22 protein-coding genes are annotated in these 21,598 nt (G+C 73.8%); 12 read left to right on the top strand and 10 right to left on the bottom strand.

Annotated features, from left to right (window positions below):
- Positions 1-363 precede the first annotated feature (363 nt).
- From ACWCRA_RS34655 to ACWCRA_RS34645, 3 genes are all read left to right on the top strand, one after another.
- Positions 364-714, top strand: coding sequence for a DUF2752 domain-containing protein (locus tag ACWCRA_RS34655; RefSeq protein WP_351559974.1), 351 nt, complete (start codon positions 364-366; stop codon positions 712-714).
- A gap of 236 nt (positions 715-950) precedes the next feature.
- Entirely contained in the window at positions 951-1,214 is a 264-nt protein-coding gene (locus tag ACWCRA_RS34650; RefSeq protein WP_351559972.1) for a TM2 domain-containing protein, read from the top strand.
- 508 nt (positions 1,215-1,722) lie between these two features.
- Entirely contained in the window at positions 1,723-2,568 is an 846-nt protein-coding gene (locus ACWCRA_RS34645; RefSeq protein ID WP_451069409.1) for a DUF3592 domain-containing protein, read from the top strand.
- A gap of 66 nt (positions 2,569-2,634) precedes the next feature.
- Here the strand turns inward: ACWCRA_RS34645 and ACWCRA_RS34640 are convergent, their stop codons facing one another.
- Entirely contained in the window at positions 2,635-3,228 is a 594-nt protein-coding gene (locus ACWCRA_RS34640) for a TetR/AcrR family transcriptional regulator (protein ID WP_351559383.1), read from the bottom strand.
- Between the two features lie 340 nt (positions 3,229-3,568).
- Here ACWCRA_RS34640 and ACWCRA_RS34635 point away from each other — a divergent pair, with 340 nt between their 5' ends.
- On the top strand, positions 3,569-3,772 hold the full coding sequence (locus ACWCRA_RS34635; protein ID WP_351559385.1) for a hypothetical protein: 204 nt from the start codon (positions 3,569-3,571) through the stop codon (positions 3,770-3,772).
- A 315-nt stretch (positions 3,773-4,087) separates the two neighbouring features.
- A complete protein-coding gene (locus ACWCRA_RS34630; RefSeq protein WP_451069408.1) occupies positions 4,088-4,618 on the top strand; it encodes an HAD domain-containing protein in 531 nt (176 codons plus the stop codon).
- Between the two features lie 396 nt (positions 4,619-5,014).
- On the opposite strand, the gene ACWCRA_RS34625 is transcribed toward ACWCRA_RS34630, so the two are convergent.
- From ACWCRA_RS34625 to ACWCRA_RS34610, 4 genes are all read right to left on the bottom strand, one after another.
- Positions 5,015-5,500 (bottom strand): hypothetical protein, encoded by a 486-nt coding sequence (locus ACWCRA_RS34625; RefSeq protein WP_451069407.1) that lies wholly within the window; start codon positions 5,498-5,500, stop codon positions 5,015-5,017.
- Positions 5,501-6,359: 859 nt separating this feature from the next.
- Positions 6,360-7,145, bottom strand: a complete 786-nt coding sequence (locus ACWCRA_RS34620) for a sulfite exporter TauE/SafE family protein (RefSeq protein ID WP_451069406.1) — start codon at positions 7,143-7,145, stop codon at positions 6,360-6,362.
- Positions 7,146-7,557: 412 nt separating this feature from the next.
- Positions 7,558-8,301: an N-acetyltransferase gene (locus ACWCRA_RS34615; protein WP_451069405.1), complete on the bottom strand. Its 744-nt coding sequence runs from the start codon at positions 8,299-8,301 to the stop codon at positions 7,558-7,560.
- A 182-nt stretch (positions 8,302-8,483) separates the two neighbouring features.
- Entirely contained in the window at positions 8,484-9,044 is a 561-nt protein-coding gene (locus tag ACWCRA_RS34610; protein WP_451069411.1) for an acyl-CoA-like ligand-binding transcription factor, read from the bottom strand.
- Between the two features lie 207 nt (positions 9,045-9,251).
- On the opposite strand from ACWCRA_RS34610, the gene ACWCRA_RS34605 reads away from it, so the two are divergent.
- Together ACWCRA_RS34605 and ACWCRA_RS34600 are read left to right on the top strand one after the other, a co-directional pair.
- Complete coding sequence (locus tag ACWCRA_RS34605; RefSeq protein WP_451069410.1) at positions 9,252-9,485, top strand: hypothetical protein; 234 nt, start codon at positions 9,252-9,254, stop codon at positions 9,483-9,485.
- A 77-nt stretch (positions 9,486-9,562) separates the two neighbouring features.
- Entirely contained in the window at positions 9,563-10,357 is a 795-nt protein-coding gene (locus tag ACWCRA_RS34600; RefSeq protein WP_351559404.1) for a bestrophin-like domain, read from the top strand.
- A 29-nt stretch (positions 10,358-10,386) separates the two neighbouring features.
- Here ACWCRA_RS34600 and ACWCRA_RS34595 read toward each other — a convergent pair whose 3' ends face one another.
- Together ACWCRA_RS34595 and ACWCRA_RS34590 are read right to left on the bottom strand one after the other, a co-directional pair.
- Positions 10,387-10,890: a DUF1877 family protein gene (locus tag ACWCRA_RS34595; protein WP_351559406.1), complete on the bottom strand. Its 504-nt coding sequence runs from the start codon at positions 10,888-10,890 to the stop codon at positions 10,387-10,389.
- Between the two features lie 272 nt (positions 10,891-11,162).
- On the bottom strand, positions 11,163-12,029 hold the full coding sequence (locus ACWCRA_RS34590; RefSeq protein ID WP_451069404.1) for a class I SAM-dependent methyltransferase: 867 nt from the start codon (positions 12,027-12,029) through the stop codon (positions 11,163-11,165).
- Between the two features lie 101 nt (positions 12,030-12,130).
- Here ACWCRA_RS34590 and ACWCRA_RS34585 point away from each other — a divergent pair, with 101 nt between their 5' ends.
- Positions 12,131-12,715, top strand: a complete 585-nt coding sequence (locus tag ACWCRA_RS34585) for a TetR/AcrR family transcriptional regulator (RefSeq protein ID WP_451069403.1) — start codon at positions 12,131-12,133, stop codon at positions 12,713-12,715.
- An 84-nt stretch (positions 12,716-12,799) separates the two neighbouring features.
- Here ACWCRA_RS34585 and ACWCRA_RS34580 read toward each other — a convergent pair whose 3' ends face one another.
- Positions 12,800-13,099: a hypothetical protein gene (locus ACWCRA_RS34580; protein WP_451069402.1), complete on the bottom strand. Its 300-nt coding sequence runs from the start codon at positions 13,097-13,099 to the stop codon at positions 12,800-12,802.
- A gap of 943 nt (positions 13,100-14,042) precedes the next feature.
- Positions 14,043-15,002 (bottom strand): response regulator transcription factor, encoded by a 960-nt coding sequence (locus tag ACWCRA_RS34575; RefSeq protein WP_451069401.1) that lies wholly within the window; start codon positions 15,000-15,002, stop codon positions 14,043-14,045.
- Positions 15,003-15,369: 367 nt separating this feature from the next.
- Between ACWCRA_RS34575 and ACWCRA_RS34570 the strand changes: the two genes are divergently transcribed.
- Complete coding sequence (locus tag ACWCRA_RS34570) at positions 15,370-16,533, top strand: S8 family peptidase (RefSeq protein ID WP_451069400.1); 1,164 nt, start codon at positions 15,370-15,372, stop codon at positions 16,531-16,533.
- A gap of 154 nt (positions 16,534-16,687) precedes the next feature.
- Here the strand turns inward: ACWCRA_RS34570 and ACWCRA_RS34565 are convergent, their stop codons facing one another.
- Positions 16,688-17,575, bottom strand: coding sequence for a GNAT family N-acetyltransferase (locus ACWCRA_RS34565; protein ID WP_351559621.1), 888 nt, complete (start codon positions 17,573-17,575; stop codon positions 16,688-16,690).
- A 213-nt stretch (positions 17,576-17,788) separates the two neighbouring features.
- On the opposite strand from ACWCRA_RS34565, the gene ACWCRA_RS34560 reads away from it, so the two are divergent.
- The 3 genes from ACWCRA_RS34560 to ACWCRA_RS34550 all read left to right on the top strand — a co-directional run bounded on the left by ACWCRA_RS34560 (position 17,789) and on the right by ACWCRA_RS34550 (position 21,117).
- A complete protein-coding gene (locus tag ACWCRA_RS34560; RefSeq protein WP_451069399.1) occupies positions 17,789-19,075 on the top strand; it encodes a DUF6357 family protein in 1,287 nt (428 codons plus the stop codon).
- Between the two features lie 114 nt (positions 19,076-19,189).
- A complete protein-coding gene (locus tag ACWCRA_RS34555) occupies positions 19,190-20,536 on the top strand; it encodes an acyltransferase (RefSeq protein ID WP_351559625.1) in 1,347 nt (448 codons plus the stop codon).
- Entirely contained in the window at positions 20,533-21,117 is a 585-nt protein-coding gene (locus ACWCRA_RS34550) for a hypothetical protein (RefSeq protein ID WP_351559627.1), read from the top strand. The genes ACWCRA_RS34555 and ACWCRA_RS34550 overlap by 4 nt, the downstream gene beginning before the upstream one ends.
- The last annotated feature ends 481 nt before the right edge of the window (positions 21,118-21,598 follow it).

Genomic DNA, 21,598 nt, shown 5'->3' with positions numbered 1-21,598 from the left:
GCCGGGACGGCCGGGGCGGGGGGCATGCGTTGGTGGTCCAAGGAAAGACACCCCACTTCCCGTGGGGGGATGCGGGTGCGAGGCCTGCCCAGCGCTCCACCGGGGCCCCGGTCTCCTCACGGAGACCGGGGCCCTCTCGCCGCGCGCGCACGGCACACGCCACCGCCGCACCGGGCCCGGCCCGGGGGAGTTCCCCCGCACCCGCCCCGTCCTGCAGGATGACGGCCAGAGGCGCCCCACCCGCCCCTCCGCCCACCGGAAGCAGGAACCGTGACCGCGCAGTCCTCCCCGTCCCCGGAGCGCCGCCCCGGACGCGCCGGCCCGGGCCCCCGCGCGGCCGCACTCCACCCGGCCGCCGGACCCCTGGCCGTGCTGGCCGCCGGGACGGCGGGCGCCGCGTATCTGTACGGCACCGATCCGCACGAGGGCGGACAGCTGCTGCCCCGCTGCCCGTTCCGCCTGCTCACCGGAGTGCTCTGCCCCGCCTGCGGCGGCACCCGCATGGTGTACGACCTGATGCACGGTGATATCGCGGCCGCCTGGGCCGACAACCGGCTGCTGCTCCTCACCGCGCCGTTCGCACTCGCACTGCTGGCCCGGTGGGCCGCCGAGGGCCTGCGCGGACGCCGCTGGCGGCCCCGGCTGAGCCGGCGGACCCAGGTCCTGGTGGTGTCGGCGGCCGTGGCCTGGGCCGTGCTCCGCAACGCGGTGTGACCCCGCCACGGGCCCGGTGTTCGCTGGTGCGACGGCTGCGCGAAGCGCGCACATTGCCGTGATTGATCACGGAACGGGCACGATCACCTGTTCCCCCTCCCGCTGGGGCCGCGGCTTTTTTACGCTGCCATGACACAGGGGGGCGTTCAGCGTGCGATCTTCGGCCGTGGTTCCCTCCTGACTCACCCCGGAATTCTCTGTTCCGGTTGTTCTTCCGCTCACCCAGGAGATACCCCATGACCGTCCCCACCCCGGATGCCCCGTACGGCTTCGACCCCCAGGGCCGCCCCTACTCCGACAAGTCGAAGATCGTCGCCGGTGTCCTCCAGATACTCCTCGGTGGCCTCGGCATCGGACGCTTCTACGTCGGCTCCACCGGCATGGCGATCGCCCAGCTCCTCACCTGCGGCGGTCTGGGCGTCTGGGCGCTGATCGACGGCATCCTCTTCCTCACCAGCAACGACCGCACCGACAAGCACGGCCGGGTGCTGCGCAGCTGACCCGCCACCCGCTCGGCGGAGCGGGAGACGCGCAAACGGTCCGGAGGGCTGCGCGCCCTCCGGACCACCGCGGGGCCGGTCCGCCGGGTGTGCCGGGGGCGGTGCCGCCGCGCTATAGTGGATCTTGTCGCCGCGGCCGGGAAGTCCCGCACGGCGGGCATGCGTTGGTGGTCCAAGGAAAGACACCCCACTTCCCGTGGGGGGATGCGGGTGCGAGGCCTGCCCAGCGCTCGACCGGGGCCCCGGTCTCCTCACGGAGACCGGGGCCCTCTCGCCGCGCGCCCGGCCGGAAGCCGGCCCTCCCGCGGACCCCGCGCGGCAACATTCCCCCCGCCCGTGCCGATGCCGCCCCGCGCCCGGCCCCGTCTCCCGCCCGCCCCGGCCGGCGCCAGGACCACCCCCCCGGCCCCCGAGTCCCCGCCCCCCGATGTCCCCGGCCCCCGGCTCTCCGGAATTCCGGGGCGGCCCGGCCGGCGGGACCGCCGCGGTCTGCGCCTATGCTCCGGACATGTCCAGCAACACATCACCCGACACGGTGATCGCCTCCCGCGCCTCCCGCGCCCGCTTCGACGGCCGGCGGCTGCGCGTGGAGCGCGACCGTACCGTCTGGACCATCCCGGTGGAGGCGATCGGCTCGGCGGAGCTGGGGGACGGCAGCACGGTACGGGTCGAACTGAGCGGGGACGGGTCCGGCGCGCGCCACGGCATTGCCGCGGCCCTGGTCCTGCCCGCCCCCAACGTGACCGCCGCCAAGGCGTTCCGCGACCGCCTGCACACCGCCCTGGCCGCGGTCACGCCCGCCGAGGACGGCCACGGCCTGGTCGTCAGGGAGACCCGGTCCGCGCCCCGCCACCGCTTCCTGACCCCCGAGTTCCGCCGGCACCGGATCGCCGCCGGGGCGCTGTCGGCCTGGCTGGTCCTCCTGGTGGCGGTCGGCGGCCCGGGAGCGCTGGCGTTCGTGTCCTGGCTGACTCCGCTGGGCGGGTTCATGGTCGCCGCCGCCGTCACCCGCCGCATCCGGCCGATGCGGACCCTGCGCCGCCGGGGTGTCACGGTCACCGGCCGGGTCGTCGGCTCCCTCTCGGCCGGCGCGCGCGGCAGCATCCAGCGCCACCCCCTGCTGGCCTTCACCGCGGCCGACGGGACGGACCACGAGGGGGTCAGATCCGTGGTGTCGGTGTGGGCGGACCCGCCGAGGGAGCCCGTCGAGGTCACCTACGACCCGCACGACCCCGGCCTGGCAGCCCGGCCGAAGACCTTCACCCACTCCTTCAACACCGTGGTGATGGTGGCCATGGGCACCCTGCTCGCCGCCCTCGGCCTGTTCATCCTGTATCTCCTGGCGGCCTCCTGACCCGTGGGACGCCCCCCGGTCCGGACGGGGCACGGCCGCTCCCGGACCCGGCCGGGCGGCGGGTGCCTACGCGGGGGACGCCCCGCGCAGCAGCCCCCACACCTCGCCGGCCGCCTGGGCGGCCGGCGGCCGGCCGCTCATGGACACCCAGTGGGTGAACACCCCGACGAAGGCCCCGGCCAGACAGTGCGCCCGCAGTTCCGGGGACGGGCCGGCCGCCGGACCGGCGGCGTCCGGCCCGTTCAGCTGCGCGGCCACCTCGTGGGCCAGCAGCGCGCGGAGCCGGTTGATGAAGCGGGCCGAGCCGCCGGGGCCCAGCATCCGCTGGTAGAGCGTGGTGTTCGCCTCGACATGGCGGAACAGGTCCACGAGCTCCCCGGGGGTGCGCCCGGCCGGCCGGGTCAGCGGGCACCGGGCGGCGGCGTGCGCGAGCCGCCCGGTCTCCTCCTCCATGGCGTCCAGGAGCAGGGCGTCGCGGTCGCGGTAGTGCTGGTAGACGGTCGCGCGGTTCACGGTGGCCCGCTCGGCGATATCGGCGATGGTCAGGGTCTCCGGATCGCGCTCCCCGGCCAGTTCCAGCGCCGCGGAACGCAGCAGGGCCCGGGTGCGCCGCACCCGGGGGTCCGCACGCTCGGCTGACGCGGTGGGCTTGTTCGGCATGGCGCCAGCATACGCACTGCCTGACAGCTGACGGATAGGCGACACCGGTCGCCAAGTACCGCCGCCACAGCCCTGGCTGACGAATCATCAGATGTCCGGGGCGGCGGGGGAGCCGGCGGCCGGAGCGGCCTCACCCGGCCCCGGCGGACCCGGGTCGGGAGCCGGATGACATGCGGGCGGCGGGGCCGGGGGAGACGGGCGATGCCACGGGGGCGGCGGAGCCGAAAGGGCGCGTTCCGCTTCCCCGGACGGGTGGCGGCCCGGGCGGCACGGCGCCTACGATCCGGGGCACGCCGCCGACACGGACGGCCCCCGCCCCCCCAGCCCCAGGGAGTGCGCCATGCCCTCGTACCGCCGCCTCGTCACCGCCCTCGCCGTCCTGACCGCCGGAGGGCTCCTGCTGATCGGCGCCGCCGCGCAGCTCGCCCGGATGACCACCCCGGACACCGCCGCGCACACCCACAAGCGGATCAGCGATGTCGCCCCCGTCCTCGCCGGCGGCTCCGTGACCGGCGCCCCCGCCCCGCGGACCGCCACCGCCTGAGCCCCCGCCCGGCCGGGTCCCGCCGCCGCCCCGTCCGGACGCGGCGCGCCGGGGACGAGACCGAGACCGAGACCGAGGACGAACTCGTCACCGCAGCCGGCCCCGGGCCCCGAGGCGTGCGCGCGGCGAGTCCGGCGGGGCGGCCGCGTGCGCCGCGTGCGCCGCGAGCGCGGCGTCCCGGAACCCCCGGCGCCCCCGCCCGCACCCCCGGCACCCGCACCCCCGGCACCCGGACACCCGCCGACCCCGGAGGGAACCGGCCGCCGCCGTCGCCCGTTCGACGACCAGCGGATCATCCGCCCACCGGGAGCCCCCGTGCCGAAACCACTGCTCTACCTCGACGTCGACGGAGTCCTCAACCCGGCCGGCCCCCACCCCCGGCCGGACTTCGACACCCACACCCTGCCCGGATTCCGGGTGCTGCTCTCCCCCCGCCACCGCGACTGGCTGCGCGAACCGGCACAGGTCTACGCGCTCCACTGGGCCACCACCTGGGAGGAGGACGCCAACACCCACATCGCGCCGCCGCTCGGCCTCCCCGCCCTGCCGGTCGTCCGCCTCACCGGCTACCGCCCCCGGCCCGGGGACCCCCGCGTCCCCGTGACGGAACTCTTCTACGCCGCCAAGTGGGCCCCGCTGCTGCGCCACGCCGGCCGCCGCCCCTTCGCCTGGCTCGACGACGTCATGCCCTCCCGGCTCGTCCGCGACTCCCTCCTGCGGCGCGACCGGCTGCTGCTGCCCGTCGACGGCCGGCAGGGACTCCAACGCCACCACGTCGGCCGGCTCCTGGCCCGGCCCCCGCGCCCGGCCCTCCTGCCCGCCCGCCCCGCCCGCCGGCGGCCATGACGGCACCGGCACCGGCACCGGAAGAGGCCCGGACCGTATCCGGCCGGCCGGCACCGGGAACCCGTCACCCGGCACAGGCCCCGGAGCCCCCGGTCCGCCCGGGGCCCGAACACGCGGCACCGGGCCGGGCGTTCCCGCTCCCCGGCCGCGGGGCGGCGCCCCGCCCCGCTCCGGCTCCCGCGGCGCCGCGCCCCGGCCCCGCCACCGCGAGGGCGCCGTACACGCGCCCGGCCTCCCGGCCCCCCGGGCCGGCACACCGCCCGCCGCCGTCCCGCTCCCCGCCCGGCCGGGTGACCGGGCGGCCCCCCCCGGCGCGTCCCGGGCCGCCCGGTGTCCCCGCGGGGGCCCGCGGGCGATCCGCGCCCGCAGCGCCGGCGAGGGCCCGCGCCGTACGGGTCAGCAGCCGAGCCGCGCCCCGTCCAGCCCCGACTCCGCGCTCAGCATGAACCGCTCCGCCGACTCGAAGCGCACACTCAGCCGGACCGGCCCGCCGGGGATGTCCTTGCCGAAACAGGCCCTGACGGCGTCCGGGTCGCCGGGGGACTCCGCCTCCCCGTACGACGGCTCCTCCTCCGACCAGCCGTCATCCCCGGCCACCGCGCGGTAGTGGCTCAGCACCGCCGCCTCGGGGAGCGGTGAATCGTAGGTCAGGACGGACCCGATGACCTCCTCCCCGCTGTCGTCGAGGCAGCCGCTGTCCGGCTCCTCGAAACCCTCCGCCGGGCGGGCACCGGGCGGCGGCGAGCGCAGCACCTCCAGGGCCGCGACCTGCTCCACCCGCTTCCCGGCGCCCCGGCAGCCGTCCCCGTCCGCCGGACCGCCGACCAGCGTCACCCCCGCGACGAGCGCGCCCGCGCCGAGCAGGGCCGCTGCCAGGAGCACCGGGCCGGCGCCCCCCCGGGATCTCTGTCGTGCCGAGTCCACCCTCGTCCCTCCGCAGAACCGCGGGCAGCGCTCCGCTGTCCACTGATCGAACTGTGGAGCGAAGGTACACGACCCGCCCCGCCCTCCCGGGACCGCCGGGCCGGCCGCCCGCGGGGGAGGGGCGGACGGATCTCTGCGCTATAGTGGATCTTGTCGCCGCGGCCGGGAAGTCCCGGGCGGGGGGCATGCGTTGGTGGTCCAAGGAAAGACACCCCACTTCCCGTGGGGGGATGCGGGTGCAAGGCCTGCCCAGCGCTCCACCGGGGTCCCGGTCTCCTCACGGAGACCGGGACCTCCCGCGTTCTCGGCACGGCCGGAGCCCCGGCCGGCCGCGCCTCCCGGGTGCCGGCCCCGCGCCGCTCGGGCGTCCGCCTCCGCGGCCCTGGGACGTGCGGGTGGCCGGAGGGCACCGCACCCTCCGGCCACCCGCCCGCCGCCCGGACGAAACCCCGTGTCCGGCAACGGGCGCACCCCCGGCGCGACCGCCGCGCCGGGCGCCGCCCGAGCCGCCGTCCTCGCCGTCTCCGGCCCCTCCCTGATCCCCGCCCCGGGCCGTCGCCGCCCCGCCGCGTCCGGGGCTCCGGAGGCCGCCGCCCCGCCGGGCCGCCGTCCGGCGGAGCCGGGGAGAGGGGACCTCCCGGGGCATCCGCTTCCGGCCCGCTCCCGCGCGCAGGGGGGACGCAGGCCCCGCCCTCACCGCTGAAGAACCCGGCGACGCGGCACCCGCCCCGGCGAACGGAGCGGCCGCCGCCGCCCGGCCCCCGCCCGCCGGAGCGCCCGCCCCCGGGCCGCGACCCGGTGCCGGGAGCGGCCCCGTTCACGCCCACTGGTCGAACGCCAGCTTCGCGACCAGCGAGAAGACCACCACCAGCAGCACCACCCGGACGAACCCGCCGCCCCTGCGCAGCGCCATCCGCGCCCCGGCCATGCCCCCGGCCAGGTTGAACACCGCCAGGACCGCCGCGAGCTGCCAGAACACCGTGCCCTGGGACGCGAACACGGCGAGCGCGCCGGCGTTGGTGCAGACGTTGACGATCTTCGCGGTCGCCGAGGCGGTGACCAGGCCCAGCCGGAGCACGGCGGTCAGCGCCAGCACCAGGAACGTCCCGGTCCCGGGACCGAACAGGCCGTCGTAGAAGCCGATGCCGCCGCCGACCAGAACGATCGCCGTGACCGTACGGGCCCGGCCGGGCGGCCGTTCCTCCCGCGCGCCGGCGGCCGTGCCGAAGCGGGGGCGCAGCAGGACGAAGGCGGCCACTCCCAGCAGCACCGCCATGATCACGGGCCGGAGCACCTCACTGCTGATCCCCGCCGCGAGAGAGGCACCGCCCACCGAGCCGGCGAGCGCGGCGAGACCGATCCGCACCGCCGTCCCCACCCTCACCGGCGTACCGCGCACATAGGTGACGGCCGCCCCGGCCGTCCCGACGACGGCGGCCGCCTTGTTGGTGCCGAGGATGTACGCGGCCGGGGCCTGGGGCAGCCCGAGCAGCAGAGCCGGGAGCAGCAGCAGTCCGCCGCCTCCCACCACCGCGTCGATCCACCCGGCCGCCGCGGCGGCCAGAGCGAGGAGAACCAGCGTGGTCAGCGATATGTCGGGCACGAGCGACGACCTTAGGGAGAGGACCGGCACGCCGTCCATCCGCCGCCGGCCCGCTCCGTGCCCGGGGACGCGTCCGGGCCGCCCCGCACGGAACACCGCGCCGGGCACCGGCGTCCCGCGCCGCACCGGCGGCGTGCCCCGCCCGCGCCGCCCGGCGCGGACGCGCGGACACCTGACGGCCCCGGCCGCCGCACCGGCCGCCGTGCTCCAGGGCCGGGCAACCGCCCCGTACCTCCCGGCCGCCGGCCCGGTGAGACGGACACGCGCCGGCCGCACCCGCGGCTCCGCGTGCGCGGAACCCGGCCCCGGCCCTCGCCGGGCGGGCCGGGGCCGGGTTCCGGCAGGCGCGGACCGCCCGCCCGCCACCGCGCCCGGCGCGGCCCGTCCCCGCGCCGCGCCGCGCGCCGGGGTGTCAGACGGTGTGCCGGACCCAGACGTTGGGCTCGACGTACACCGCGTACCCCCGCCCGGGTTCGCAGTGCACCGGCACCAGCGCGCCGGGGACCTCCACGGGCCCCGGGGTGTCGAAGGGCAGCCCGGTCCACGCGCGCCACTGCTCCAGGGTGCCCGGTATCGTCATCGACGCGGGGGCGACCCCTTCCACCGTGGCGCCGAGGCGGGCGTGGACCCTCAGCCAGGGGTCGTGGGGCAGGCCGTCCGGGCGGGTCCGCGCGGCGTACTCCTCGATGGAGCCCCCGGTCTCCAGATGCTTGGCGGTGGGTCTGACCGGGGCGACGAGGGCCGGTATCCCCAGCCGGCGGACGTTCTCCCGCAGGGCCTGGACCATCAGGCCGGAGATCCCCTCGCCCTGACGGCCCGTCCGCACCGTGATGTCCAGCGCGCTGACCGTGTCCGGCCGCTCGCCGGCGCGCAGGTCGGCGAAGGCCCACAGCAGGACCCGGTCCCAGCCCATGCCCGGCAGCTCCCCCCGTCCCGGCGCGTCCAGGCGGAAGGGGGCGCTGAAGGCGTGCGCGACCACCTCGCCGCCGTCGTCGGTGGCGATGAGCACATGTTCGGGGAATTCCGCGGGCACATGGGCGTAGCACGCCCAGCCCACCGGGTCCTCGGCCATGAACGCGGGCCAGGTGTCGGGCATCTCCCACATCGGCCCCTGGAGGCCGGGCCGCTCGGCGAGGGTGGTGATCGTCAGAGCCATGGGCGGGACGATAGCCGCGGGACCGGCCGGGAAGCACCGCATTTTCCGCCCGCCCCGCCCCGCCCCGCCGGTGCCGGGCGCCGGGGGCGGGGGCGGGGAGCGGCGCCCCGGTCCCCGCGGACCGTACGCCCCGTCTGCGCCGGCCCGGGGGCTCCCGGGCCGGGATCTCCCCGCCGTCGGGCCTACGCGGTGCCGGCCCCGCCGCCGGCCGGGGGCGCGTCCGCGTCCAGCGCCGGGGCGATGACGGCGAAGGCCCGGGTGAGGAGCCCGGCGGGGTCCTCGCCGCCGCTGCCGCTCCACCGCTCCAGCACGGCCTCGAAGGCGGTCAGCGCCATGCCCGCGGCCAGCCGGGGATAGAGATCGCTCCGCGGGACGGCCCCCGGGCGGCGGACCAGCTCCGCCGCCAGGTCCTCGCGCCACTGGGCCTGGCGCTCCAGGAAGCGGGCGTGCAGGGCGGGGGTGCCGAGGATCAGCCGCACCACCGGCAGGGCCCTGTCCGAGTGGTCCGCGCAGGCGTCGACGGGAACCCGGACGGCGTGCAGCACCGCCGCGGACGGGCGTTCGCCGGCGGGCCGGGCCGCCAGCTCCGCGCACATGCCGGCGCCCATGCCCGTCAGGAACCGCACGACCACGTCCTCCTTGGACGCGAAGTAGCGGAAGAACGTCCGCCGGGACACCCCGGCGGTGGCCGCGATCTCGTCGACGGTGACCGCGTCGAACCCTTTGAGCGCCAGCAGCCGCAGATCGGCCCGGACGGCCCGGCCGAACTCCGCGGCGCTCCGGTGCCCGTGGCGCTGTCCCCCGCGGCGGCCGACCCCGCGACCGGCCGCCGCCTGTGGGAGCTGTCGGAGCGGCTGACCGGTGTGCGCTTCGGCTTCCCCCGGCCCCCCGGCCCGCCCGGTGCGCCCGTCCCCTGACCCGGGAACCGCGCACCCGGCGGGGCCTGGACCCTGGAATTCATCGGCGTCGTCCCCGCCGCCACCGGCCGCGGAGCCGGCCGCCTGCTGCTGGACCGCGTCATCGCGGACACACCGGCCACCGCGGGGATCTTCCTCACCACCGCGGACCCCGGCAACGCAACCCTCTACCGGCACTTCGGCTTCGGCACCCTGCGCCGCACCACCACCGGGCCCCTGACCGTCACCGCCATGCACCGGCCGCCGGCGCCACCCCGCCCGCGCTGAGCCGGACCGGTGAACCGCCGGCGGACGCCCGCGCTCCACCGAGCCCGCGCGGCCGGCTGTCTGCCAGGTTCGGGGCTGTGCTCATCACCGTCGTCGTGGCCGCCCTCGCCCTGGTGGGAGGGGTCGCCGCCAACCGTCTGCTGCACCGCAGGGCGGTCGGCGACGACACCGAGGGACTGAGCGTCAGCGACCTCACCGGACCGATGCAGACGATGACGGTCCTGGTGCTCGCCTTCGTCCTCGCGATGGCGGCCGGCTCCCACGGCAACGCCGAGGAGGCGGCCCTCGCCGAGGCCGGGGCGGTGGACCACATGTACGAGGTGGCCGACTTCGTGCCCGCCGCCCGGCGCGAGCGCCTCCAGGCCGCCGTGGTCTGCTACACCCGCGCCGTCCGCGCGGTGGAGTGGCCCGCCCCGGCCGGCGGCCGGGCCTCCCCGGAGGTCACCGTCTGGAGCACCGACTTCCGGGTCGCGCTCAGGGAACTGGGCGGTGCCCCGCCGTTCGAGATGCTGGTCGTCGCGGACGACAGACGCGCCCAGGCCCGCCAGACCCGGCTGGCCGAATCCAGCCCGACCATCCCCGGGGGCATCTACTGGTTCATGCTGGTGAGCCTCGCGGTCACCATCGTCGCGCTCGGCCTGTGCCTGCCGCGCACCGGCAACCGCCCCCAGCTCGTGGCACTGCTGGTGATCACCGCCCTGCTGACCGGAGCGCTGCTGATGATCCGCGACGTGGAACGCCCCTTCACCGGCCTGATCCGGGTGCCCCCCACCGCCATCGCGGACACCGGGGAACAGGCCACCCGCGCGTTCCGGGCGGCGTACGGCACGGACGGACTGCCCTGCGACGACCGGGGCGGCAGACGGACCTGAGCCCCCGGCGCCCCTCCGCCGCGGGCCGGTCAGGCGATCCAGACCAGCAGACCGTGCCGCAGCCGCGCCGCCGCCCCCACGAAGACGGCGAGATCCCGGTACGCGGACGCCGCGTCGTCCAGCCGCCCGCCGGGCCCGCCGCCCGCGTACGGGTAGACCCCCGCATCCGCCAGCTCCGCCGGGGCCACCCCCTCGACGAGCCCCTCCGGGGTGATCCCCGCCATCGCCCCGGCGGCGGCGATCACCCGCTCCGGGCCGATCATCCGCGGCGGTCCGTACCCCCAGTCCTCCGCGCCGGGAACCTCCTCCTCGCCGTGCACCACATCCACCCCGACCCCCCGCAGCCTCAGCAGATACTCCAGCGCGTGCCACATCTTCCCGGTGCTGTGCAGACGGCCCCCGGCGCCGGACGCGCCGTCACCCGCCGCCGCTCCCAGATGCTCCTCGACGAATTCCCACGCCCAGTCCGGATGCCTGACCGCCCGGTCCAGCTCGGCGGGGCTGAGGCGGGCGTACTGTCCGATCATGCTCATGGCCGCATCGTAGAAGCCGCCACCGACAACCCCGGCCGGCACCCGGCGCCGCCCCGGGCTGCCGCCGCCCCTCCGAGCGGGTCCGGGAAGCCGACGCTGCTCATGCGCGTCCTTGGTCTCGGCGGGCCGGCGGCGGCCCACCGCCGCCGGGTCCGTGAACACCCCGGCCGGGCCCGCCGCTCCGCCCGTCCGCGCGCGGACGGCCCGGGGGAGAGCGCCGCGTACGGTCTCCGCCGCCCGCCGCCGGAAGCTCACCCGCCCGCCGCCGGGGCTCACCCCGCCGTGGTCGCGGTGAGCATCCACCCGGTGCCGGCCAGCCGGAGCCCGTCCGCGCTCTCGTGCGGACGCAGCCGCGCGGTCAGCCGTTCCAGGGCCGCGTCCCGTGTGCCGGGGCTGGCCTGGGAGAGGAGATGGCGGCCGGGTCCCGAGTCCAGCAGGAAGCGGGCCGCGTCCCGCGCGTCCCGGCCCCAGGTCCCCTGTGCGCGGACATGCCCGGCCCGTACGTCCCGGAACCCGGCCCCGGCGAGCAGCGAGGTCGCCGTCCCCGCGTCGGCCAGCGAGAACATCCCCGGCCCGCCGGGAGCGCCGAACCCCCGGAGCGGCAGCAGATCACCGAGTGATCCGAGGGCGGTCAGCCACTCGTTCCCCTCCGGCTCGGCGGCGCACAGCAGCGCGATCCGCCCGCCGGGCCGCAGCGCCCCCGCGATATTGGTGAAAGCGGCGACGGGGTCCTCGAAGAACATCACCCCGAAGCGGCTGATCGCGACATCGAAGGAGCCGGGCTCGAAGGGGTGCACCTGGGCGTCGCCCCGGACGAAGGAGATGTTCCCGGTCCCCTCCCCGGCGGCCAGGGAGCGGGCGCGCTCCAGCACCGGGCCGGAGAGGTCCAGCCCCAGCGCGTGCCCCCGGCCCGCCGCCCGCGCGGCCAGCCGGGTGGTGCCCCCGCCGCCGCAGCCGATGTCGAGGACGCGCTCGCCGTCCGCGATGGCGGCGGCGTCCAGCAGCGGCCGGTCGAAACCGCTGTTCACCGCCGACCAGCGGTCCTGCCGGGCGGCCCAGTGGTCGCCCTCGTAGCCGTTCCAGGCCTCCTCCTGGGCCGTGTTGGCGATCCGGACGGGGGAGTTCGGGGTTTCGGGCACGGCAGACCTCCGGAGCGGCGGGAAGAACCCTAGAATGGGCAAGTGCCCAAACAGTATGGGCGCTTGCCCGTACATGCAATCCCCACCCCTCCGGAGGACCGATGTCACCGCGCGGAGTCGCCATTCCCGGCCTGCGAGAACACCTCTTCGACGCGGCCGAGCGGATCGTCGCCCGGGACGGCGCCGCCGCCCTCACCAGCCGGGCCGTCACCACCGAGGCCGGCTGCGCCAAGGGCGTGCTCCACGCCCGCTTCGCCGGCCTGGACGAATTCGTCGCCGAACTCGTCCTCGACCGCTTCTCCCGCAGCGCCGCCGTCGCCGCCGGCCTCCCGGCCCGCGCCGGCACCGGCACCGTCGCGGAGAACCTCGGCGCCGTGGCCGCCGCCGTCCTCTCCCTCGACCCCGGCGTCGTCGGCCTCTCCCTCACCCGCCCCGGCGCCGCCCGCCACGTCCGCGACGCCTGGCAGTCCGGTGCCCCGGGCTTCGGGTCGGTCCAGGGCTCCGTCGAGACCTACCTCGGCGCCGAACGAACCCGGGGCCGCGTCCCGCCCTCCCTGGACCCCGAGACCGTCGCACTCGCCCTCGTCGGCACCCTCCACCACCTCCTGATGACCGGCTCACTCACCTCCGGACCCTCCCACCCCCGGGTCGACCGCCTCATCCACACCCTGCTGGCCGCACCCTGAACCGCCCACCGCGCCGGCGCCCCGCAGCCGGGCCCGGCGCGCGCCCCGCCCCACCGGCGGACGGGGCGCACGGTCTCACTCCGCTCAGACGGCATCCTCGACAGAGATGCTCGCCGCCCAGAAGACTCCCGTGGCACCGGGCGCGAGGACAGCCGTCACCGCGCCGGTGCAGTCACTGCCGAGGTGAGCGACCACGGTTCGGGTGGTCTGGTTGGTGATCTCCAGGAAATCCGGGGCATCGCCGACCAGCAGACAGCCGGACGGATTCGCGTGCACATCACGGTCAACGATGAGGAAGCCCTCCGCCGCGGCGGCCGGCACCGCGGCCGACAACAGAAACGCGCAGGCCACAGCCCCCAGCAAAGTCATCACACGCTTGGTCATGGAACCATCTCACTTTCCGTCACCGGGGACGCCGCACCGTTGCGCGCCCCCTGGCCGACCAACGACCACAGGCCACCGGGAGCAACGGTGACCAGCCCGGAACGGACGAACCCCCACAGAAAAGCCACCGGGAACCCCGCACCGCTCCCGGCGCCCCGGCACACCGGACCGAACCTCCCCGGAAACACCGGCATCGACCACCAGCCGCCGACTCACGACCGGACACCACACCACACCAACTGCCCCCGCACCCGGATGGGCCGGCTGGGGTCACCCCGCCCACCGGCCGGGTGACCCCACCCGCCAGTCGCACACCCGCACCCGCCTCCCGCCGGGACCATGCGCCCCAAGGGACCCGATCAGCGAGAGACGGCGGAGCGCTGGTGGCAACGTCCGGGCCATGGGCCCTGGTGCAGAAGGCAACGACGGCCGGACGGCCGCTCACCGCCGCCTGGTACGACTGATGTCCTGGACAGCGGTCATCTGCACAGCCGTCGAGGGCACGGGCGCCTCATGGGCCGCAGCGGAAGGAACCACCAGCCACTTCAACTTCACCACGCCACCACCGGCACCAGGATCGTATTCATACTGCTGGCCTCCCTGGTACTGGTCCTGATGGGCCTCATGACCGTGATCCTGCTGCTCCGCGAACGGATCGCCCCCCCCCGCACTGGCCTGGGCCCTGGGCCTGGGACTGCTCGTCGCCGCCATCAGCATGGCCGTCCCCCACCTCATGGTCCAGGCCACGCCCGCACAGGAGACAGCGGCCGACCTGGGACACGGAATGCCCATCATCGGCGCCCACACCGTGGGCCCGCCCGACGGCGGCCCCGGCATGCCCGTCACCAACTTCAGGACACTCGGCGGGGACTGGCGGGTCGCACATGAACAAGACCCCGCCAAACAGCACACCCAGCGCGCGAACGGAACCGCCCCCACCGGCTCAGGGCCCGTCCAACAGCCCCAGCCGAGCCGCACGCACCCCCGCCGCAAACCGGCTCCCCCCTCCGAGCCGACCCACCAGACCGGACAGAAGCCGCCGCAGAGTCCGTTCGGAACAGCCAAGACGCCGAGCGATCGCCTCGTCCTTCGCACCCGCCGCGAGCAGAGCGAGCACCTCCCGCTCCCTCGGAGTCCACTCCTCAGCCCGGTCCGCCCCCCAGTACAGACCAGTACCCCAGTGATGCTCGAAGACCAGAGCAAAGCACAGAGCGAGCCGCGGACTGTGCAGGACGACGTCCTCAGCAGGCTCCACCCGCCCCCCGGCAGGACCGAGCGCCAGAACAGTCACCGCCCGGTCAACCACATTCAGATGCAGCGGCACAGCCGGCGCCAGCCGAATCCGCGCCCCCCGCTCCCGCATCCGGGAGAGATACCGCCCCGCCCCGGGAAGACGCGCCGCCCGGGTCGACACCAGCAACCGGATCTCCACACCCCGCGCCAGCATGGCAAGATCCTCACCCAGACTCCTCTCCAGCGCCCCGGCATCCGGAAAAGAACCACGCATACCAAGGATCTCAGCCCGGCACAGCGTGTCCAGATCATCCATCCGCTCCTCCAGCCGCGCCCGCTCGGCGAAGAACTCGGCCTCCACCACCTCCCGCCCAGTGGGCACCAGCCCCGGCATCAGCCGCAGAACGTCATGAAGCGCCGCCAGCCCCCGGGACAACTCGCCGAGCCCGCGCCGCTGATCGGCCACCAACTCGTGCAGCGCACGCTCGGGAGAGTTGACATGCCGCCGCTCACCATCGACCAGCCGCCGCGCGCCGAGCCACTCCCGCACCTCCCCCGACAACCCGTCCAGAGCCTCCCCGACACCGCCCAGCCGCCGGTACGCCGCCCCCGCCGCGGCCTCGACCCGCCCGGGACCGGCGTCGTCCCCGTACGGTTCCTCGGCAGGCATGCCCCGACCATAGGCCCGGCCGACCGGATTGACCATGGTTCCCACCGACCCACCCGCCCCCGTGGCCACAATCGGTCACGCCCCTTTCGGCCGTGGTCAACTCCCGCCCCACCTGGCTATGTTGTCGCCACATCCGGTCGACACGGAGACCACACGAGCGGCGACCCCGCCCACGGCCATCCGGAACCCGGGGCACACCGGCCGTCCTCCCGCCAAGGACGGACACGAACCCCGCCCGGTACTCCTCGTCACCGCGCACCCCGTGCACCCGCGCCGTTCCCCGAGCCCCCGCGCCCGCGAACGCGCACCCCCACACCGTCCCCTCCGGCACCGCACGGCCGGACCACGAAAGGTGACAGCCCCCCTCATGCGCACAACCCGCCTCACCATCGGCGCACTCGGCCTCGCCGTCCCGCTCGCCCTCCTCCCCTCCACCGGCTCCGCCGCCCCCGCCCCCGAACCCGCCCCGCTCATCACCGTCACCGAAGCCCCCACCACCGCCGAGATCAAGGGCCAGTACATCGTCACCCTCACCAAGGGAACCGACCCAGCCGCCTTCGCCAAGTCGAAATCCCTGCGAACCGACTACGTGTACGACGCGGTCCTCAACGGCTTCGCCGCCGACCTCACCCCCACCCGCCTCACACACCTGCGCGCCGACCCCCGGGTCGCCTCCATCGAGGAAGACCAGAAAGCCCTCCCCACCGCCACCCAGAACAACGCCCCCTGGGGCCTGGACCGAATAGACCAGCGCAGCGGACGCAGCACCACCTACACCTACACCCGCAACGGCTCCGGCGTCACCGCCTACATCATCGACTCGGGCATCTACACCAGCCACCCCGACTTCGGCGGCCGGGCCCGCAACGTCTTCGACGCCTTCGGCGGCAACGGCGCGGACTGCAACGGACACGGCACCCACGTCGCCGGCACCGTGGGCGGCACAACCCACGGCGTCGCCAAGGGCGTCCAGCTGCGCGGCGTACGCGTCCTCGACTGCCAGGGCTCAGGCTCCTTCTCCGCCATCATCGCCGGATTCGACTGGGTCCGGCAGAACGCCGTCAAACCCGCCGTCGCCAACGCCTCCCTCGGCGGCGGCTACTCGGCCGCCCTCAACAACGCCGCCACCGCCCTCGCCGGCTCCGGCGTCCACACCACCGTCGCCGCGGGCAACAACAACCGCGACGCCTGCGGCTACTCCCCCGCGAGCGCGGCCGGCGCCCTGTCCATCGCCGCCTCCGACTCCGGCGACAACAAAGCGGGCTTCAGCAACTACGGACAGTGCGTCGACCTCTACGGCCCCGGCGTGAACATCCTCTCGACCCGCTCCGGCGGCGGTACCACCACCATGAACGGCACATCAATGGCCGCACCCCACGTCGCGGGCGTGGCAGCGCTCTACAAGGCCACCCACGGAGACGCCCCCAGCCCCACCGTCAACAACTGGATCATCAACAACAGCACCGCCAACGCGATCCGCGGCAACACCACCGGCACCCCGAACCGGCTCCTGTACAAATCGACCCTCTGACCCACCACCGCACGGCAGGGGAGGGGCCCCGCACACGGCGCCCCTCCCGGAAACCCCCGGACCAACCACCGGCGCAACACCGGCTCACCCCCACCCAGACCGACACGGCGCCCCCACGCGGACACACCCGCCACACGGCACACCGCGCACACCCCTACCCCGCATCCACCGCACCCCGGGAAAACCTGTACCCGGCGAACTCACCGACACGCACAAACCCCAGACGCTGATACAGCGCGTTGCTCGTGGCATTGCCCGGATCGGTGAACAGGACCACATCCGTCGCCCCCGCCCCCAGCGCGGCCCTGCTCGCCTCCGCCGTCACAGCCCCGGCGAAGCCGCGCCCCCGGAAACCGGCCGGGGTATAGACAGGATCAATCCTGACCATCCCGCCGACGACCGAAGTCGCCGCCGCCATCGACACCGGCACACCGTCCGGAGCCTCCCACAAGGTGAAACGCCGGTCCCCGAAACGCGAATGCTCCCAGGACCCGGCATCGATCAGATCGATCGACGACTGCTCCCCCACATCCACACAGAACTCACGGCACCAGCGCACCACCTGCCCACGATCCGCCCCACCCGCCGGACGCCCCCGGCCCTCCGGACGGGGCCGCGGCGCAATGAGCGTGCCCAGACGGTACAGATGCGTCCGCCAGAACGGAACCGCCACCGCCCCGGTGTGCCGCTGCCAGGAATCGGCGAAAGCCGCGGCGGTGTCAAGATCCGCGATGACAAGGGCGGGGGAGTGGCCGACGCCCGCGAGGCACGCGGCGAGGACATCCGCCTGTCCGGCGGAGAGAGAAGTGAGACCCAGACGGCCGCGTGACGTCAGATAGAAGACGGCACGCACCTCGCCTCCGGTCTCCAGCCGGCCGAGCACGGCAGTGACCGGACCCTGCGCGTCCGGCCTGCGCATGCGCAGTTTCTCGATGTCCGTCAGCGGCGTGTTGTGCAGAGCCGGACGCGAGCGCAGAAAGTCCCCGGCCCGGTCGAGGAAACCGTCGACATCGTCAGTGAGGTGCCAGTCATCCGAAAGCATGCCTCATGATCGCGGATGCCCCGGCCCGGTGGAACACCCACCCGAACACACACGAAGCCCACCACGACATGAGGAGACACGGACTGGACGACGACCGGCACATCACCGCCGACCAGGGCCGAGACGGACAGCCGGGCCCCCGGCACACGACCGCACACCCTCGGCACGGCCGCACACCCGAGCGGCGCATACGGAACTCGCTACTCTCGTCCGATGCGAAAGACCAACCCCACACCAGACACCGTTTTCACACGCCAGAGCGGATGGATACCGAACGTCATCCGCGAGGACGGAGAACTCAGACTCACCCTCGGCGCCGGAGCCGACGCCAACCACTCCCCTCGCACATTCACCTTCCCGATCGGAGAAGCCCACCTCGCGGTGATCCGCGACAACCTCGCCAGACACCTGCTCCTGTGGAGCGCGGTCCTTCCCCTGTGCGACGCCGCCGGAACCCGGGGCACCCTCGACGAGAACGCCGCCACCGCACTCCTGGACCCGATCCTCCTCTCCGCGCCCGCGGACGTCGACGCGCACTTCCAGCACATCCCATGGGACAGAGGACAGCTCATCGCCCACGGGGCCGACACCGACCTGCTGGAGCGCGGCCGGCTCTGCGCGGCGATGCGCCAGGCGACAGAAACACCCAACCCGAAACGAGCCCAGCAGTACCACGCGAACCGCCGACGAGCCGAACGCGGAACAGCACTCCGCCCACTCGACACCGCCATCCTCAAATACACCGGCCAGTACCTGCACGGCGCGACAATCCCCCAGCGGACACCCGACGCCGTCGACCCCGCACTGCTGCCCGACGTCGAGCGCGTCATCACCACCGCGGAACACGCATGCGCCGGAATGCGGATCGGCCTCGACCCGCGACGCGGAAAGCGCGCCACGGACAAACGCGACTGGGACCGGATGGCGACGACGACCGACACAGCCCTGCGCCGCGCACACCCCGGGCTCGCCGACGACACGGTACGCACCGTGAGCTTCCTGATGTGCTCGGAAGCCGCGGACCGCTCCAGGAACACACCCATCGACGACGACGAATCCACTGCCGGCCACCACACCGGCCCCGGCGGAAACGCCAGGAAGACAGCCCTGTCCTTCACCGACGACCAGGGCGCCGAGAAGAAGTGGCTCCAGACCCACCCCCGCACCGCCACCGCGGAATTCTGGGAATTCGTCGCCGACCGCTCTGCCCCGGACAACGAAGTCTTCACCATCGAGGACGAGACAATGGGCGAAGGCATCCAGCTCCACTTCTACGCGGACTCCATCGCCCGGATCACGACACTCCACCAAGGCGAAGCCGGGTCGGACCCCCAGTACCGGGTCGAGTACAGCCTGGTCGACGGAATCAGCGGGTACCGGAACCTGGTCAGCACCTTCATCCGCGGCGGCTGCGCCGCACTCGACCACCACAGCCCCTGGATACCGGACGCCGCCGAGTTCGAACGCGCCCGGCAACGCCGAGGCGACAACCAGGGGTGACCGCTGGCCACTTCCCGCAGCGCGCGCATGCCCCCGGTATCAGAGAATCAGCGAAACATGCATAAAACGAGTGCCGTATGCAAAAAATGACTACGCCGTGAGTAGGCTTCACCCATGACGATGAGCACCGAGGACACCCTCAGACTCACGGTGGCCGCGATCATGCAGCTCACCCGCGAACGCCAAGCCGACGTCGGAGCCGGCACCGGCCTCAGCCAGCTCCAGATCAGCCGGAAACAGGCCGGCAGAACAGCATGGACCCTGGACGACGCCGACGCCCTCTCCAACCACTGGGGCATCCCGGTCCTCGACCTCCTGGCCGGACCCACCCACGCCGCCGCCAGACTCCCCGCAGACCGCACCGAACCCCAGACCGGAATCCCCCTGACCGACACCCCACAAGCCCCACCACCCACCACAACGGACCCCACCGCCCCCACACCGACCCACCCGGAACCGGCCAAGGACACCCACACCCACCAGAACGTGCCCCACCACCCGCCACCAGCCGGCCCGCTGACCGACCTCATCCGCACCACCGTCGACAAACACCTCGCCGCCACGGACGGCGACATCGAAGCCACCCGCGCCGCCCTCACCAAACAAGCCATCCCCGACGTCATGGCCCTGTTCGCCGCCTCCCGCGTCGGCGGCCGATACGAGCACACCGAATTCCCCCCGACCCAGGAGATCCTCCAGAAGCGCTCCCAGAAAGGCGCCGACCAGATCTGGGAAGGCCGCCCCAAATGGCGCTCCGCCGAACTGCACCAAGCAGCCCGCGCCGGACACATCCACCTCGACGTCACCAGCCTCGACATCAACGGCGCCTACCTCGCAGCCCTCAAAACCTGGCTCCCCATCGGCCGGCTGACACACACCGACACCGGCACCCACGACCCCAAGCGCGCCGGAGTCCACCACGTCACCCCACCCCCATGGACCCACACGGATCTACCCTCGCCCCTCGGCGCCCGCCAGGAACCCGGCCCTCTCTGGATCACCGAACCCACCCTCCGGCTCCTCCTGCGGTGCGCCCGGCAGGGCCTGTGCGAGATGCCCGTGATCCATGAGTCATGGACCTCCGGAGCCAGCGAAGGACTGCTGGAGAAAATGCGCCGAGCCCTCACGGACACCCGAAGGACCGCGATCAACACCGGTGACGACCTGACACTCCATTACGTCAAAGCCATGTACTCCAAATTCGTCTCCACCATCGGAGAATCCACCGCGAACCGCGATATCCGCCGACCTGACTGGATGCACATCATCCGCTCCCAGGCATTTGCTAACCTATGGATGAAGGCGTATAAGGCACACACCGCCGGGCTCACGGTCGTCGAAATGTCCGGAACCGACGAACTCCACATCGCCGGTGATTGGTATTCAGTTTTTGCATACGGCCGCGAACTCTCACAGGTCAAGCCGAAGTACACATACACCCTCGGAAAGGACGAAGCATGAGCGAAGCAGCCGACCGGTGGGGAGAATGGCAGAAGCACAACGCCCGCGGAAAGCGCGGAGCCGGAGCCCTCCACGCCGAGATCGACCGCATCGCCCGCGCCGGAGGCATCACCTCACCTGTCACCACCACACGCGGCCTCAAAGCCCGCCTCCGCTACCTCGACAACCCCGCCGGCCGCGCCGAACTCGCTGCCCAAGGCGTCAGCCGCCGCCTGCTGCGCTCCTGGGAGCGGGGGACCACCCCCTCCGCCGCCAAACTGAAAGCCGTCGACGCCGCTTACTGGAACAGACGCCGTCAGAACATCGTCCGCTCGGGCGCGTTGAAGAGAATTCTCGACAACAACGGACACGGCCGCCGGATCGAAATCTTCCCGGTCGACCAGAGCACCGTTCCCGAGCAATTCCGGCGCCCTCTCTCGGACCGCTCCATCCAGGCCCGCTACATCTGGGGCGATACCGTCAGAGCCTGGGCCGCCAACGACTTCGACACTCTCGACGAAATCTGGGACGACATCATCTCCGAACTGGACTCCGACTTCTTGGCCTACGCGTACGTCAGCGCGATCGGAATCGGCGCCTGAGAGCGCAGCTGGTGGAAATAAACGGAATGCTCCGCAGGTGTCTGGTTCTCCTATGGTCTAGACCACTCTACTGAATGGTGAATCAATATGACGCACCGTCATAAATGGTTGGCTGGAAGCGGAACGCAGAGCTTCACCGGATACACACCGCCATCATGAGGACATCATCGACGCCGGCCCGTACCCAGCGACCATCGGGCGACATGTGGTGACGCTGCGGACAGGGAACCCCAACTACAGCTGCCCCAGAGGCCGGCACGTTCGAAACGAAGCCCGGCATCCTTGTAGCCAGCCTCTGGTCGCCCGGAGGGCGACCATGGGGGCCGGAGGCCCCATTGTCACCGAAGGTGACATTTCGAGGGGCGGAGCCCCTCGGCCGGGGCGGAGCCCCGGAGCGTTTTTGGCGGCCCGTAGGGCCGCCGCGTCGTGTCTCCGGAGGACGGAAGTGGCGCTCCGTCACGCCGACGTACTTGTTGAGGAC

Source organism: Streptomyces sp. NPDC001889 (assembly GCF_053594535.1).
This window is presented reverse-complemented; position numbering and strand designations above follow the sequence as displayed.